Source organism: Paraburkholderia sp. D1E, assembly GCF_052682275.1.
In genome coordinates this window covers 8811699-8827447 of sequence record NZ_JBQYMB010000001.1, presented here as the reverse complement: position 1 = coordinate 8827447, position 15749 = coordinate 8811699, and the positions used below count along the sequence as shown (strand labels likewise).

Sequence of the window (15749 nt, the reverse complement as noted above, 5' to 3'; positions counted from 1 at the left end):
GTTAAGCCACTAACTTCGATGATTCGCCGGCATGAACTGGCGCATCGCGGTGCCGCACAATGACATTTGCCGAAGTTGCGAGACGCGCGGCAAGCGTCTCCGCAATGAACACCGAGCGGTGCTGGCCGCCCGTGCAACCGATCGCGACCGTCAGATAACTGCGGTTGTCGTCACGGAAATGCGGCAGCCATTTGACGAGAAATTTTTCGATGTCGCTGATCATTTCATGCACGACCGGCAGCGCATCGAGAAAATCCATTACCGGTTTGTCGAGGCCCGTGAGCGGTCGCAATTCATGATCGTAGTACGGGTTCGGCAGCGTGCGTACGTCGAAAACAAAATCGGCGTCGAGCGGTACGCCGCGTTTAAAGCCGAAGGACTCGAACATCAGCACGAGCCCAGCATCTTTCTGTTCGATAAACCGTTTGACCCACGCACGCAGTACGTTCGCGCGCAGATTGCTGGTGTCGATTTGATGGCCGAATTCGGCGAGGCCCGCCACGAGTTCGCGTTCGCGTTCGATCGCTTCGGCGAGCGACGTCAACAAGCCGACGTCGGCGTCATGCGCGGTGGAACCGGACAAGGGATGGCGCCGGCGCGTTTCGGAGAAGCGTTGAATCAGCGACTGCGTACTTGCGTTCAGGAAAAGCACGCGCACGTCGTGGGCGCGTGACAGGTCGCGGATCATCGCGGGCATTTCGTCGAGCGAAGCGCTCGAGCGCGCGTCGATCGCGACCGCAAGGCGTTCCTGGCCGTCGTCGGCGAGATAGTTGGCCAGTTGCGGCAAAAAACGCGGCGGCAGATTGTCGACGCAGTAATAGCCTGCGTCTTCAAGCGCGTTCAGGGCAACTGACTTGCCGGAGCCGGAAATACCGGTGATCAGAATTATGCGCATGGAGTCGTGAAATCCGTACAGTTCATCATAGCATCTGGTCCCCGTACGTGTGCCACCGCCGCAGCCTGCCGTTGGCTGCGGGCGTGACACTGTGCCGCGGGGTGTCGCGGACTCAGATCAATTTGCCGGGAAACTGGCTGTCCGGATCCTGCATTGCCAGACGCTGGCGATCCATGAAGTCGCGCAGCGTATCGATGCCGCGCAGTTGCAGGATCGTGTTGCGAACAGCCGCTTCGACCAGAACCGCGAGGTTGCGGCCAGCCGCCACCTGAATCGTGACCTTGCTGATTGGCAAGCCGAGCACGTCGACGGTTTGGCTTTCCAGCGGCAAGCGTTGGAACTCACCGTCGGGGCGACGCACCAGTTGCACGATCAGCTTCAGCTTCATTTTGCGGCGCACCGCGGTTTCACCGAAGATCGTCTTGATGTCGAGCAGGCCGAGACCACGCACTTCGAGCAGGTTTTGCAGCAGCGGCGGGCAGCGCCCTTCAACGAAATCCGGGCCCAGGCGTACGAAATCCACTGCGTCATCGGCGACGAGGCCGTGGCCGCGGCTGATCAGTTCCAGCCCAAGTTCGCTCTTGCCGAGGCCGGAATCGCCGGTGAGCAGCACGCCCATGCCGAGAATGTCGAGAAATACGCCGTGCAGCGTGGCGCGCGGCGCGAGAATGCGCGACATGTAGAGGCGCAGGCTGTCGATCACCGCGGCGGCGGACATGGGCGTGGTGAAGAGCGGCGTGGACGAGCGCGTGCAGCGGAGCACCAGTTCCGGCGGCGCGGCGACACCGCCCGCCACCACCAGAAACGGCGGTTCCAATGCGATCAGCTCAGCCATGTGGCGTGAGCGGTCTTCGTCGGTTTGGCGCTTGTAGTAGTCGATTTCGGCGTCGCCGAGCACCTGAATCCGGTTCGGGTGGATCAGGTTCAAGTGGCCGACGAGATCGGCGCTCGACGTGGCATTGGCGACCGATTCCGAAGAAAAGCCGCGCTCCCAGCCTTCATGCCCCGTCAGCCAGCTTAATTTCAGCGTGGCGGCGTTGTCGTCGAAAATGCTCTGGGCGTTGATGCTGGACGTATCCATGAGTCAGTGACTCCAGTGTGGGCCGCTTGCCGGGCAAAGGGGGGGCGCGCTAATGTGGGCCGTTTATTTTGCCAGGCTGTATCCGCATGCGGACGGGTACCGGGCATGCGGATAAGCGGCGTGCGGATAACCGCCGATGCATCAAGGTTGCCACTGAGTGAGCAGGCGATGCAACGATTCGCGGTCTTCTTCCGTGTGCAGCCGCTCGCGGGCCTCGCGATCGGACAGCAACTGGGCGATTTCCGAAAGGATTTCAAGGTGCTGCTGGGTGGCCTGCTCGGGCACGAGCAGGAAGATCAGCAGGGAGACCGGCTGGCCGTCAGGCGATTCGAAGGGGATAGGTTCGGCGAGGCGGACGAACGCGGCGAGCGGCTGCTTCAAGCCTTTGATCCGGCCATGCGGAATCGCGACACCTTCGCCGAGCCCCGTCGATCCGAGGCGCTCACGCGCGAACAGATTGTCAGTGACCGTGCTACGGGCGATGCCGTTCTGGTTCTCGAAGATCAGACCCGCTTGCTCGAATACGCGCTTCTTGCTGGTGACCGATAGTCCGACGACGACGTTCTCGAGGGGAAGAAATTTGGCTAAACGATTCATGTTGACAGGCGAAAACGTGGCCTGGATTCTCCTCGCTGGGGCGTTTGATTGGGATTCCATTCGTTTGATGCTCACGGCGACGTGCGTTGGAGTCCGAAAGCGCAGGACCCCGGCCAACCGATCTCCGTTTGAGCTAACTTGACCCCGATGGTAACCGGAACATTATAGAACAGGGTAGCCGCCGATGGTGCGGCGCGCCATCGATGCATTATGGGTTTATTTGAATCATGAGCCATGCGGCGCTGGCGCGCGGGAAGGGTGCCGGGAAACAAAAAACCGCCCGGTCTCGGGCGGTTTGGCTGGATAAGGGAAACTGCAGGAAAATAAAAGAAAACCTTCTAATTTCCCTTATTGCGGCGGCACGTCCAGTTGCGGCGCCGGCTGGTACTTGATCGCATCGTGCGCATGGCCTTGCAGGCGATCCTTGTGGCGTATCACTTGCCGGTCGAGCTTGTCGATCATCAGATCGATCGCAGCGTAGAGATCGCTGTCACAGCTCTCGACAAAGATATCTTTGCCCTTGAGATGCAGGTTGATTTCAACCTTTTGACGCTTTTCCTTTTCCTTGTGGTTGTCGACCGAGAGGACCACACTGCCGTCAATTACCTGATCAAAATGTCTTAGCACCCTATCCAGTTTGGTGATCACGTATTCGCGCAACGCAGGCGTTACTTCGAGGTGGTGTCCACTGATCTGCAGATTCATAGTGCTTCTCCAAGCTAAAGGCCGCTTGGTCCGCACGATGACGAAGGTCCGGTCGATCTGTCGGCTTGCCTGAGTCGCCCCCCGGTGACTGACTTCTGGCAGGTCGCATCGGCCGGCCTGTCCGCCAACTGCGGAGCGGCCGGTAAATGCCCGTCGCGGGAGGCGGCGGGCTACAGAGACTTGCGCAGGTTGACTGCCGGAATCTTGAGCGCTTCGCGATACTTCGCAACGGTACGCCGTGCGACCACGAAGCCCTGTTCCGCCAGCAGTTCGGCTATGCGGCTGTCTGAAAGAGGAGATTTCGGGTTTTCCGCTCCTATCAATTGCTTGATGAGCGCGCGAATGGCCGTGGAAGAGGCCGCGCCGCCCGTGTCAGTCGAAACGTGTGATCCGAAGAAGTACTTAAATTCAAGCGTCCCGAATGGGGTCAGCATGTATTTACCGGTTGTCACACGCGAGACAGTTGACTCGTGTAGGCCCAGCGTATCAGCAATTTCTCGCAAAACCAAGGGGCGCATGGCAATTTCGCCGTGCACAAAAAAGCTCTTTTGACGCTCGACAATGGCTTGCGCAACTCTGAGGATCGTCTCGAAGCGTTGCTGGATATTTTTGATCAACCAGCGTGCTTCCTGCAGTTGCTGGCGCAACGATCCGCTGCCCGGATCGCCCCGGTTATTGCGCAGAATATTCGCGTACAAATGGTTGATGCGCAGTTTCGGCACCACTTCCGGGTTCAGCTCCGCCTGCCAGCCCTGTGCCGTTTTGCGTACCATGATGTCCGGCACAACGTAGTCCGCTTCCGCCTTGCCGTAAGCGGCGCCGGGAAACGGCTCGAGCGAGCGGATCAGGATGTGCGCATCGCGCAAATCGTCGTCATTTGCTTTCAGATGCTTGCGCAGGCGCGTGAAGTCGCGTGCCGCGAGCAGTTCCAGATGATGGGCAACAATGTCGAGCGCCAGCGTGCGCGTGGGCGTCCGTTCGAGCCGCAGCAATTGCAGCTTGAGACATTCCGACGCGGAGCGCGCGCCGACCCCCGCAGGGTCGAAGCTATGCAGGAGCGCAAGCGCGGCGTTCATTTCGTCGAGATCGACTTCGAGCTCTTCAGGCAGGTCGGTCAGCACTTCGTCGAGCGTGGCGGCGAGATAGCCGTCGTCGTCGAGTGATTCGATCAGAAAGGTGATCAGTGCACGGTCGCGCTGGCTCGCCTGAGTGACGCGAAGTTGCGCCATCAGATGATCGCGCAGCGAGGTGCTCGATTCGTGAATTTGCAGCGGCGGCAGATCGTCGTCGTCGGAAGCATTGCCGGAGCGGCCGTAGTCGCCGAGATCCCATTGCGACGCGTCGCCGTTGCTGTCGTTCGAGAGGCCGTTGTATTCGTCGACACCCTGAGGCTCGCCGTTCTCGGCGCGCTCGCTGCTGTTCGTGGACGAAGACGAGGTATTGCCGCCCATCTGGTCGGGCGGTGGGGAGGAATTGGGCGACTGGGCGATCAGCGAACCGTCGGCCGCCACTCGCAGGGGACTCGCGATCCAGTCGTCCTCATTCTCGAGGAGCGGATTCTGCGAGATCGCCATGGAGACTTCCTGCTGCAGTTCGAGCGTAGACAGCTGAAGCAGCCGGATGGACTGTTGCAGTTGTGGGGTCAGCGCAAGATGCTGCGATAGGCGGAGTTGGAGGCTGGCTTTCATGGCAAGTTGAGATTCATTGTAGAGAGTTTGCCACGACCGCGATACCTTGCGACATTCGCAATTACGCGTGCGCCCGTTTTCCGGCGGCGCTGGGCGCGGGACGGCCCAGGTCAAAAATGCTGATGTGCGGACGCCGCAAAGGGTCCGGCGGGTGCGCGCTCGCACCGCCGGCAATCCCTTGTGCACTTACATGCGGAAGTGCTCGCCCAGATAGACGCGCCGCACGCTTTCGTTTTCGATGATGTCGCTCGGCGCACCGGCGGCCAGCACGCTGCCGTCGCTGATGATGTAGGCGTGGTCACAGATGCCGAGGGTTTCGCGCACGTTGTGGTCGGTGATTAGCACGCCGATATTGCGCTGCTTCAGAAATTTGACGATCTTCTGGATTTCCAGCACCGCGATCGGATCGACGCCCGCGAACGGTTCGTCGAGCAGAATGAAGCTCGGATTGGTGGCCAGCGCACGTGCAATTTCAACCCGTCGCCGCTCGCCGCCTGACAGCGACAGCGCCGGATTTTCACGCAGGTGAGCGATCTGCAGTTCGTCGAGCAACGCCTCGGTGCGGCTCGTGATGGTGTCTTTGCTGAGCCGCTTGCCGTTGTCCTCATGCTGTAATTCCAGCACCGCGCGAATATTTTCCTCGACGCTGAGCTTGCGGAACACGGACGCTTCCTGCGGCAGATACGACAAGCCCAGCGACGCGCGCTTGTGAATCGGCAGCAAGCTGATCGATTTGCCGTCCAGATCGATTTCACCCGCATCGAGGGGCACGAGGCCGACGATCATATAGAACGACGTGGTCTTGCCGGCGCCGTTCGGGCCGAGCAGGCCGACCACTTCGCCGCTTTTCACGTCGAGAGAGACGTCTTTGACGACCGTGCGCGAGCCGTAACGCTTCTTCAGGTTGCGGACCACCAGCGAACTGCTGGTGCCGGCGGGTTTGCGATTGGGAAGGGACGCGGAGGAGCTGACTGGTTCGGTGCTCCCTTGATCGTGGTGGACGGCGCCAGCGTAGCCGACGCGCCGTTCAGCGGCGCAGCGCCGCCGTTGCGCGGCGCCAGCATCGCGCGCACGCGGCCGGTCGGGTTGCCCGGGCCGGCGACGTCCTTGCCTGCCTTCGCGGTGTAGAAGTCGTTCTCGCCGTCATACGTGATAACACTGCCGTGCACCTGGTCCATTACTGTCGAGAGGCCTTGCAGGCGCTTTACGGTGGCGTTGGTGGTGAGCGTGGTCAGATCCTGCTTGCCGTCGTAGTCGATACGAATTGCCGTGCCTTCGATGTATTCGTCGAGGCCTTCGCGTTTCTGGCGGAAATACGACAGATTGCCGCCGCTCGACGTCCCGGTGGCGTATTGATAGCCTTGCGGGTCTTGCGTCACTTCGACCCGATCGGCCTTGATCACGATCGTGCCTTTGGTGGCGACCACGTGGCCGGTGAAGATGTTGACCTGTTTCAGGTCGTCGTAAGTCATGTTGTCCGCTTCGATGTTCAGCGGCTTGTCCTTGTCGGCGCGGTCGGCGTGCGCAAGCGGCGCGAAGCCGGCGAGCGGCAGCGCGACGATTAGCGCAGCGAGTCCGGCGCGGCACGCGGACAGGGTGCGCGAGCGGCCGGTATCAAAACGGGGGAACGATTCGTTCATGCAGTCACGCCTGGAATGGATTACCCGGGTTGCTTGGGCGAGCTGGCGGAGCCTTCGGACGCGGCAATCGCGCCCTTCACATTGCCGAACAGCTGCATTACCCGGGTGACGTTGTTGTAGTTCATGCCGCTGGCAGTCATTACAGACATGCCGCGCTGAAGTTTAACCGGCTTTTCAGTCTCGATCACATCGTCGTTGACCAGCACCCTAAAATGCTGCGAATCCGCTTGCATCGGCGGATCGCCGTTGCCGGCGGCCCGCAGGATGCGCGCATTGTCGTACAGATCGACGATCGAGGCGTCGCCGTTCACCTTGCCGGTGTCGCCAGTCGCGGTGACGATCGGCTTGCCGGGCTGGAACGCGCGCATGGCCGGCTTGACCAGGTCGCTCAGTTCGTCGTCCTCGTAATGGATCAGGGACTGGGCGGTCAGGCGGTATTGTGTCGAGCCCGACTGATCGAGTTCGGAGACCGAGAAGTTGTCCGCGAAGTAGTCGGGCGTGTGCTCCTTGGGGCGCACCACGCCTTCGTTCTGCCGCGGCAACGTGGCTTGCAGCAGCCACCACGTAATGCCGGCGAGCGCCGCCATCGCGACGAGCGGAATCAGCGAGGTCCAGCGAAACTGATTCATCCGACGAGGCCCCGCTGTTCGCCGCTACAGGCTGCCGCGAGCAGCGCTTCATATTTGTGCTGCGCGCGCAGCAGGGTGTCGCAGACTTCACGCGCCGCGCCGTGGCCGCCGCGCGCCTCGCTGACCCAATGGGCGCGCGCGATCACTTCAGGGTGCGAATTGGCCGGTGCCGCCGCGAAGCCAACCTTCAGCATCACGCCGAGATCAACCCAGTCGTCGCCCATATAGCCGCATTCCTCGGCCGTCAAGCCGGTTTGCTTCAGCAGGTCGGCGAACGCCTGGGGTTTGTCTTGCACGCCCTGGTAGACGTGGGCGATGTTCATTTCCTTGACCCGCGCCGCGACGATGCCCGACTTGCGCCCGGTGATGATCGCCGTTTCGATGCCGGCCTGGCGCAGCAACTTCATGCCGTGGCCGTCCATCGAATTGAACGCCTTCATTGTGTCGCCTTCCGCCGTGAACAGCAGGCCGCCGTCGGTCAGCACGCCGTCGACGTCGAAAATCATCAGCTTGACGCGGCTTGCGCGTTCAGTGGCGGTAACGGGGGCGACGGCCATCAGATCACCTTCTTCGAGAACAGGTCGTGCATGTTGAGTGCGCCGATCAGCTTGCCTGCTTCGTCGACGACCAGCATCTGATTGATGCGGTGGCGCTCCATCAGTTCCACGGCTTCAACAGCAAGGTGATCCGGACCGATGGTACGCGGGCCGGCGGTCATGACCGAGGCAATCGAGAGTTCGCGGAAATCGCCGTCGCGTTCGAGCACGCGGCGCAAGTCGCCGTCGGTGAAAATGCCGGCCACGTGATCGTTGTGATCGACGATCGCCGTCATGCCCATGCGCTTGGCGGTCAACTGGAACAGCGCGTCGCGCACGGTCGCGTCAGGCGTTACCTTCGGCACCTGGTCGCCGGTGCGCATCACGTCGCGAACATAAGTGAGCAGGCGGCGGCCCAGCGCGCCACCCGGATGCGAGCGGGCGAAGTCGTCCCGCCCAAAACCGCGCGCGTCCAGCACCGCGACCGCGAGCGCATCGCCGAGCGCGAGCGCGGCTGTGGTGCTGGCGGTCGGCGCAAGATTCATCGGACAGGCTTCTTTCGACACGCCGGAATTCAGATGCACGTCGGCCAGTTGTGCGAGACTCGACGACGGACGCCCCGTCATTGCAATCAGCTTCGCGCCGATCCGCTTGATGAGCGGCAGGATCGCCACGAGTTCTTCAGTTTCACCGGAATTGGACAGGGCGAGGAACACGTCGTCTGCCGTGACCATGCCGAGGTCGCCATGACTGGCTTCCGCCGGGTGAACGAAGAACGCTGGTGTGCCGGTGCTGGCGAGCGTGGCCGCGAGCTTGCGGGCCACGTGGCCGGATTTGCCGATGCCGGAAACGACGACGCGCCCACGGCAGCCCAGGATGAAGTCGATCGCCCCGACGAAGCCATCGTCGAGTTGGTCGCGAAGCGCGCGTACAGCGTCCGCTTCGATGTCGAGCACGTCACGAGCGAGCGCGAGTGCCCGGTCGCCATTGATTTTCGCTATCATTCGCGGAGTATAGCAAAGGCGCTTGTTCGCCGCGCCGGGCCTGCTGTGCCAAGCCGCTGCCTTAACCGGCCCCTTAACCTTGTCGCACGGCCTTTTGCGTGCGCGGTTCCGCTGACGAACGAGGACGCTTTACCGATGCGTTTTTGCCGATGATTTCCCCGCTGGAAATGACGCTATTCCTGCTACTGGCTTCAGTGGCAGGCGTGGTGCTCTTTCGCTTTCTGAATCTTCCACCGATGCTCGGCTATCTGACGGTCGGCATCGTCGTCGGGCCGCACGCGTTCGGTTTGATTCCCGACTCGGCGGGCGCGCAGAACCTCGCCGAGTTTGGCGTCGTGTTCCTGATGTTTTCCATCGGGCTGGAGTTTTCGCTCTCCAAATTGCGCTCCATGCGCCGGCTCGTGTTCGGCCTCGGGCTGTTACAGGTGATCGGTACGATTGTCGTCGCGGTCACGCTCGGTTTTGTGCTTGAGCGCTGGGTGCACATCACGTGGCAAGCCAGCGTGGCGCTGGGCGGCGCGCTCGCCATGTCGTCGACGGCGATTGTCAGCAAGATGCTGGCCGAGCGGCTCGAGATCGAAACCGAGCACGGCCGCAACATTTTTGGCGTGCTGCTGTTCCAGGATCTGGCGGTGGTGCCGTTGTTGATCGTCATCGCCGCGCTGGGCGGTGATTCGAAAGATCTCGTCAGCTCGCTCGGCGTGGCCGCGATCAAGATCGTTGTGGCGTTGGCCTTATTGTTAATAGTGGGTCAGCGCTTCATGACGCGCTGGTTCAACGTGGTGGCGCGGCGCCGCTCGCAGGAACTGTTCATTCTCAATCTGCTGCTGGTGACGCTCGGCGCGGCGTTCATCACGGACAAATTCGGCCTGTCGCTCGCGCTCGGTGCGTTCATCGCCGGCATGCTGATCGCTGAAACGCCTTACCGGCATCAGGTGGAAGAGGACATCAAGCCGTTTCGCGACGTGCTGCTGGGTCTCTTCTTCGTCACGACTGGCATGCTGCTGAATCCGCGCGTGATCTGGGAACACCCGTTTATCGTGCTCGGCTTCCTGGTCGGCCCGATCCTGCTGAAGGCGGTGATGGTGACGGGGCTCTCGCGTCTGTTCGGTGCGTCGCCGGGCGTCGCGATGCGCACCGGTATCGGCCTCGCGCAAGCCGGCGAGTTCGGCTTTGTGTTGCTGAACCTGATTCTCGACAAGCATCTCGTCGACGCCACCCTGTTGCAGGCGATTCTCGCGGCGATGCTGCTGTCGATGCTGGCCGCGCCGTTCATGATCCAGAACGCGGATCGAATCGTGCTGCGGCTGTCGTCGACTGAATGGATGATGCAGTCCTTGCAGATGACGCGCATTGCGACGCAGAGCCTGAAGCAGAGCGGCCACGTGATCATTTGCGGTTATGGCCGTGCCGGTCAGAATCTGGCGCGCATGCTGGAGCATGAAGGTTTGTCGTACGTCGCATTGGACCTGGACCCCGATCGCGTGCAGGCCGCGGCGGCGGCGGGTGAGTCGGTCGTGTTCGGCGATGCGGGGCGGCGCGAATCGCTGCTTGCCGCCGGTATCCATCGCGCAGCGGCGATTGCGATTACCTACGCGAATACGCCGTCGGCTTTACGCGTGCTACACAATATTCACGAACTGGAGCCCACGCTGCCGGTGATCGTTCGTACCGTCGACGACGCCGATCTGGAAAAGCTGCTGGCCGCCGGCGCGACCGAGGTGATTCCTGAAATCGTCGAGGGCAGCCTGATGCTGGCTTCACATACGCTGGTGCTGATGGGCGTGCCGATGCGGCGTGTGGTGCGGCGAGTCGAGGAAATGCGCGACGAGCGCTACGCACTGCTGCGCGGCTATTTCCACGGCGCGGATGACATGGAAGACGACGACGGCCACGAACAGGTGCGGCTACAATCGGTGCCGGTCGACGAAAACTCGGACGCGGTGGGCCGAACGCTGGCGGATCTGGGCCTGTTCGATCTGGGCGTCGAGGTGACGGCCATTCGACGCCACGGGATTCGCGGCGTCGAGCCGGACCCGTCTACCAAGCTGCGCGCGAGCGACATCGTGGTGTTGCGCGGTTTGCCCGAACAGTTGGCCGAAGCCGAAGAGCGGCTTTCAAAGCATCGCCGTGCGGGAGCCGCTGCGGCGTGATGCGTGCCGTGGCGCTGCCGGCCGGTGTGGCAGGCCGGGCGGCGCGGCGCCGGCCCCGTGCATTCGGTGTGGCCGCGCCTGATTTAGCCTTTCATCGGACCTGTCGAGGTCCATCCGGAGACATCATGTCCAACGCGCTCGCGAGCGCGCCGCTCGATGCGGCCGACTACATCAAAAGCCACATCCGTACGGTGCCCGACTGGCCGCAACCGGGCGTGCAGTTTCGCGACATCACGCCGCTCCTGCAGGAACCGAAGTCGCTGCGCGTACTGATCGACCTGTTCGTCCAGCGCTATATCGATGCGAAGCTCGACTACGTCGCCGGGCTGGATGCGCGTGGTTTTATCATCGGGCCGATTCTGGCTTATGAGCTGAACCTCGGTTTTATCCCGATCCGTAAACAGGGCAAGCTGCCGTACAAGCGTGTCGCGCAATCCTACGAGCTCGAATATGGCACCGCGACCGTCGAGATCCACGAGGATGCCTGCAAGCCGGGGGATCGCGTCGTGATCATCGACGATCTGATCGCCACCGGCGGCACGATGATGGCCGGCAAGATTCTGCTGGAGCGCCTGGGCGCGGTGGTAGTCGAAGGCGCGGCAATTATCGACCTGCCTGAACTCGGCGGCTCGGCCTTGCTGCGCAAGGCAGGTCTGCCGCTCTATACGGTGACTGAATTCGGCGGCCATTGAGCGCCGGATGCGAACTTCTTCCCGCACACAACGAAGGTAAGAAAGATGCCCAACTTCCTGTTGTTTCTCGCGACTTCGATCGCCATCACGATGGCGCCCGGCCCCGACAATCTGCAAGTACTCGCGCGCGGCATCTCGCAAGGCCGCGCGGCGGGCCTCGTCGCGGCGCTTGGCTTTGCGGCCGGCATCACGTTCCACACCACGTTGGCCGCGCTTGGCGTGGCTGCATTGCTGCGTTCGTCGCCGGTTGCGTTTGAAGTGATCAAGCTGGCCGGCGCCGCGTATCTGATCTGGATCGGCATCAAGGCGCTGCGCAGCCAGGGCCTCGCCACCGCGCACGAACGCGCGCCGCAACCGTTGATGGCGGTGTTTCGTCAGAGCGTCCTCGGCAATCTGCTGAATCCGAAGGTGACGCTGTTCTTCGTCGTGTTCCTGCCGCAATTCGTGCAGCCGCACGGCACACAAAGCGTCACGGCGCAGATGCTCGAACTTGGCGTGTTGTTCATGCTGCAGACCGTGGTGGTGTTTTCGCTGTTCGGCGTGTGCGCGGGGCTGATCGGCGGCTGGCTGAAGCGCCGGCCGCGCGTGGGCGTGTGGCTCGATCGACTCGCCGGCGCGACGTTCATCGCGATTGGGATTCGCGTCGCCTTGCGGGATTGAGGCGGTTGACCTGATTGACCCGACGGACAACAACCGCGCGCGGTTGAAGACCAGTTTGGAGCTTTAAATGACTTTGCCTTGCATCACCGCTGCGCGCCGTTTCGACGTTCACGCGCATCGGCCGTTCTGGATCGACGCCGGGCAGGTCGGCTGGATTCGCTCAGCCGATGTGCCGTTGCTCGCGCGCTGGCCCGATGTGTTTGAAATCGATGGCACGCGCGTATCGCTCACGACCGTGTTCAACACCGTCGAGCTGCGCAGTGCGGCGCTCGGTTCCGTGATCGGTGCGCTTGCCGCCGAGGGCCGTATTCCCGGTTGGCGCAACGAGACCTACGCGATCCGCAATGCGTTCGATGCACCTCCGCTCGCGTACATCGAACGCGCGGCGTCGCGCTTCTTCGGGACGATGACCTACGCGGTGCATCTGAACGGCGTCGTAGAATATGCGGATGGCGCCCCGCAATTGTGGATTGCGCGCCGCAGCGACACCAAGGCGACCGACCCGGGCATGCTCGACAATGTCGTGGCAGGCGGGATCGGCTGGGGCTTCGGCATCGAGGCGACGATCATCAAGGAGTGCTGGGAAGAAGCCGGCATTCCCGAGGAGATCGCCGCGCGCGCCACGGCCGGCCGCACCGCGCACGTGCTGCAATCGTTGCCGGAAGGCACGCAGGCCGAACAGATTTTTATCTACGATCTCGCGCTGCCGGCCGATTTCGTGCCGCGCAATCAGGACGGCGAAGTGGGTGAACATCGGCTTGCGCGCATCGACGAAGTGGCGCGCTGGATTGAAGAAGGCGCGATGACCGTAGATGCGAGTCTCGCTACGCTGGATTGCCTGCTGCGCCGGCGCTGGATCGACGAAGACGCGTGTCCGGGCATCGAGACGCTGTTCGCGCCGCCGGTGCTTGCATAAGCGCTAGTGAGGCGCGGGTGCGACGAGCGAACCGGGTCATGCCGTAGCACGCTGCATCGGGCAGGACACACCGAACAAACTACGCACTGAAGAAGGGAGTCATCCAGGTCATGTCGACCGATCACAGCTTTATCCTCAAACTGTCGTGCGCCGACCGGCCCGGCATCGTCCACGCGGTTTCGGGCTTTCTGTTCGAGCGTGGCAGCAATATTCTCGACTCCGCGCAGTTCGGCGACAGCCGCACCGGCGAGTTCTTCATGCGCGTGCATTTCCAGCAGGTAGGCGGCGATCCGGGCCTGGACGCATTGCGTACCTCGTTCACAACGCTCGCTGAGCAGTTCGGGATGCGCTGGGAATTGCACGATGCGTCGGTGAAGCCGCGCGTCGTCATAATGGTGTCGAAGATCGGCCATTGCCTGAACGACCTGCTGTTCCGCTATCGCACCGGTCAATTGGGTATTGAGATTCCGGCGATCATCTCGAACCACAAGGAGTTCTATCAGCTCGCAGCCAGCTACGACATTCCGTTCCATCACTTCCCGCTGATGGGCGCCACGCCGGAAGCGAAGGCTGCGCAGGAAGCACGTGTGCTCGAAGTAATCGAAGAGCATCAAGCCGATCTGGTGGTGCTCGCGCGCTACATGCAGATTCTGTCGCCGCAGTTGTGCGAATCCCTGGCCGGCCGCGCAATCAATATCCACCACTCGTTCCTGCCGAGCTTCAAGGGCGCAAAGCCTTATTACCAGGCGTTCGACCGCGGCGTGAAACTGATCGGCGCAACCGCGCACTACGTGACGACGGACCTCGACGAAGGTCCGATCATCGAGCAGGAAGTGGAGCGTGTCGATCACAGCATGACGCCGGAGCAACTGACGGCGATCGGCCGTGACGTCGAATGCGTAACGCTCGCGCGCGCGGTGAAGTGGCACGTTGAGCATCGTGTCGTGTTGAACGGCAGCAAGACGGTGGTGTTTCGTTAAGGGTAGTTGATGCGCTTTGCAGTGGGGGCGGGCAAATCGCCGCCGCATGACCCCGCTGCAAGCCTGCTTCGGCTCTGCCTGTCTGGCGTGCTCTCGTCAGATCAGAACCGCATGGCGGACCCGCCCGCATCCCGTGCGTTCTGTGCGAGCCGCGCGTTTTGCGCCGAACGGCGGCGCGCATTCAGTTTCTTCAGCCAGATCAGCAGTCCCGTTGCGCTCAGCACGGCGACCGCAACTCCCATCGCACTAATCAGAATCCGCCCACCGAGACCGAGGATGCGTCCCGAGTGCAGCGGGAATTGCACCTGCATGAAGATGTCGCCCGCCGTGCCCTTGCCGGGAATCTGCGCGCCGAGCAGCTTGCCGGTAGCCGCGTCCCAATACATCCAGGGATTGCCGAGGCCGATATCGCCATGATCGTTGCCGGTTGCGTAGAAGCCGACGCCGTAGGCGTGCAGGTACTCCGCGTAGTAGAGGCCGCCCGGCGGCACCTTCAGGTTCTGCGCTTTACCGGTTTGCTCTGCTAATTGCACGATGCGCTCGCGACTCAGTACCTGGTCGCCGGGCTGCGGCGCGCGCAGGATTTCGGGGTTGTTGACTGGATTGGGCGTGAGCGTCGAGAACAGCGACACGATTGGCCGAACGACCGGCGCTGAGAGATTCATCGATACCGACGTCAGCGCGACGATCACCAGCAAGCCCCAGATCCACACGCCGCCCGAGCGGTGCAGATCGAAGGTGAGCGTATAGCCGCCGCGCCCCAGGCGAAACGCAAACGACTTGCGCCATGCCTTGAAGCTCGGAAACGACAGCCACAGCGCGATCATGCTATCGAACAGCCACACGATCCCGACGATGCCCATCAGCCAGGTGCCGATATCGACACCGCCGGTGAATGGCAATTGCAGCGTGTAGTGCAGCTTGTAGATGAACGGAATCAGATTGAGCCGCGTGAGCGAAACGGCGCCCCATTCGCGCCGCCCTTGGACATCGCCGGTGGCGGGATCGACGGCGATCTGGTTGAAGTCGAGCGGGTAGGGCTGCTGCGTCGCGGGGTTGATGCGCGGCAGCACCATCATCTGCAACGTGTGGCCGGGTTCAGCCGAGAGCGGCAGATATGTCACTTGCAGGCGCGGATCAGCCGCTTCGACGCGGCGTGCCAACTCGAGCCCCGACAGTGCGGGGCCGGCGGTGCGCGCTTTGAAGAATGACGGATTTAGCGCTGCATCGAGTTCGTGATCCCACGCGATGATCGCGCCGGTCAGGCCGGCGACGAACAGAAACAACGCAATGGCGACACCGAACCAGCGGTGCAGGCGAACGAGTTGCTGCCTCATCGGCAGGCCGGCGAAAGGCGGCAGGAATTCTGGCGTGATGTCACGGCAAAGACGTAGTGCAAATGGGAATTGTTCTCATCTTATGGAATCGTGCCACCGGCTGCAAGTTTCTCGTAAGTGCGACGCGGTGCCGCTAAGGCAATCCGTCTGCGCGTACCCAGCGGATTCCTATCTGGTATGGCTTTGAGCCATGGTAAATGTGATGCATGCGGCAAAATGTCGCAGGCCAAAGCTTA

The 15749-nt window shown here is 62.1% G+C and carries 15 protein-coding genes and 1 pseudogene; 5 read left to right on the top strand and 11 right to left on the bottom strand.

Translation table 11 applies throughout. The features are described 5' to 3' along the window. Nucleotide 1 precedes the first annotated feature (1 nt). The 10 genes and pseudogenes from rapZ to kdsD all read right to left on the bottom strand — a co-directional run bounded on the left by rapZ (nucleotide 2) and on the right by kdsD (nucleotide 8775). Nucleotides 2-895, bottom strand: coding sequence for an RNase adapter RapZ (gene rapZ, locus ACUN0E_RS39640; protein WP_445570032.1), 894 nt, complete (start codon nucleotides 893-895; stop codon nucleotides 2-4). Between the two features lie 112 nt (nucleotides 896-1007). After that, on the bottom strand, nucleotides 1008-1976 hold the full coding sequence (gene hprK, locus ACUN0E_RS39635) for an HPr(Ser) kinase/phosphatase (protein ID WP_007179412.1): 969 nt from the start codon (nucleotides 1974-1976) through the stop codon (nucleotides 1008-1010). 141 nt (nucleotides 1977-2117) lie between these two features. Next, the gene (locus tag ACUN0E_RS39630) at nucleotides 2118-2633 is read right to left on the bottom strand and encodes a PTS sugar transporter subunit IIA (RefSeq protein ID WP_408214054.1); all 516 of its coding nucleotides are present in this window, start codon (nucleotides 2631-2633) and stop codon (nucleotides 2118-2120) included. A 288-nt stretch (nucleotides 2634-2921) separates the two neighbouring features. Beyond that, nucleotides 2922-3278 carry a ribosome hibernation-promoting factor, HPF/YfiA family gene (hpf, locus tag ACUN0E_RS39625; protein ID WP_168792503.1) on the bottom strand — a complete coding sequence of 119 codons (357 nt, stop codon included), beginning with the start codon at nucleotides 3276-3278 and terminating at the stop codon, nucleotides 2922-2924. A 170-nt stretch (nucleotides 3279-3448) separates the two neighbouring features. Then, nucleotides 3449-4966: an RNA polymerase factor sigma-54 gene (locus tag ACUN0E_RS39620; protein ID WP_445570031.1), complete on the bottom strand. Its 1518-nt coding sequence runs from the start codon at nucleotides 4964-4966 to the stop codon at nucleotides 3449-3451. 186 nt (nucleotides 4967-5152) lie between these two features. Continuing rightward, complete coding sequence (gene lptB, locus ACUN0E_RS39615; protein WP_206002799.1) at nucleotides 5153-5884, bottom strand: LPS export ABC transporter ATP-binding protein; 732 nt, start codon at nucleotides 5882-5884, stop codon at nucleotides 5153-5155. 53 nt (nucleotides 5885-5937) lie between these two features. Beyond that, nucleotides 5938-6606, bottom strand: a pseudogene (lptA, locus tag ACUN0E_RS39610) (lipopolysaccharide transport periplasmic protein LptA); the annotation flags it as partial. Nucleotides 6607-6626: 20 nt separating this feature from the next. Then, the gene (lptC, locus tag ACUN0E_RS39605; RefSeq protein WP_325047561.1) at nucleotides 6627-7235 is read right to left on the bottom strand and encodes an LPS export ABC transporter periplasmic protein LptC; all 609 of its coding nucleotides are present in this window, start codon (nucleotides 7233-7235) and stop codon (nucleotides 6627-6629) included. Beyond that, a complete protein-coding gene (locus ACUN0E_RS39600; protein WP_445570030.1) occupies nucleotides 7232-7792 on the bottom strand; it encodes a KdsC family phosphatase in 561 nt (186 codons plus the stop codon). The genes lptC and ACUN0E_RS39600 overlap by 4 nt, the downstream gene beginning before the upstream one ends. Next, on the bottom strand, nucleotides 7792-8775 hold the full coding sequence (gene kdsD / locus ACUN0E_RS39595; RefSeq protein ID WP_408239639.1) for an arabinose 5-phosphate isomerase KdsD: 984 nt from the start codon (nucleotides 8773-8775) through the stop codon (nucleotides 7792-7794). The genes ACUN0E_RS39600 and kdsD overlap by 1 nt, the downstream gene beginning before the upstream one ends. A 149-nt stretch (nucleotides 8776-8924) precedes the next feature. On the opposite strand from kdsD, the gene ACUN0E_RS39590 reads away from it, so the two are divergent. From ACUN0E_RS39590 to purU, 5 genes are all read left to right on the top strand, one after another. Next, entirely contained in the window at nucleotides 8925-10928 is a 2004-nt protein-coding gene (locus ACUN0E_RS39590; protein WP_408239746.1) for a cation:proton antiporter domain-containing protein, read from the top strand. Between the two features lie 125 nt (nucleotides 10929-11053). Further along, entirely contained in the window at nucleotides 11054-11620 is a 567-nt protein-coding gene (locus ACUN0E_RS39585; RefSeq protein ID WP_408388206.1) for an adenine phosphoribosyltransferase, read from the top strand. Nucleotides 11621-11665: 45 nt separating this feature from the next. Then, on the top strand, nucleotides 11666-12280 hold the full coding sequence (locus ACUN0E_RS39580) for a LysE family translocator (RefSeq protein ID WP_445570029.1): 615 nt from the start codon (nucleotides 11666-11668) through the stop codon (nucleotides 12278-12280). Between the two features lie 67 nt (nucleotides 12281-12347). After that, nucleotides 12348-13196 (top strand): NUDIX hydrolase, encoded by an 849-nt coding sequence (locus ACUN0E_RS39575; RefSeq protein ID WP_445570028.1) that lies wholly within the window; start codon nucleotides 12348-12350, stop codon nucleotides 13194-13196. A 110-nt stretch (nucleotides 13197-13306) separates the two neighbouring features. After that, nucleotides 13307-14176 carry a formyltetrahydrofolate deformylase gene (gene purU / locus ACUN0E_RS39570; RefSeq protein ID WP_408239651.1) on the top strand — a complete coding sequence of 290 codons (870 nt, stop codon included), beginning with the start codon at nucleotides 13307-13309 and terminating at the stop codon, nucleotides 14174-14176. A 101-nt stretch (nucleotides 14177-14277) separates the two neighbouring features. Here purU and ACUN0E_RS39565 read toward each other — a convergent pair whose 3' ends face one another. Next, nucleotides 14278-15513: a PepSY-associated TM helix domain-containing protein gene (locus ACUN0E_RS39565; RefSeq protein ID WP_445570027.1), complete on the bottom strand. Its 1236-nt coding sequence runs from the start codon at nucleotides 15511-15513 to the stop codon at nucleotides 14278-14280. Between the last annotated feature and the right edge of the window lie 236 nt (nucleotides 15514-15749).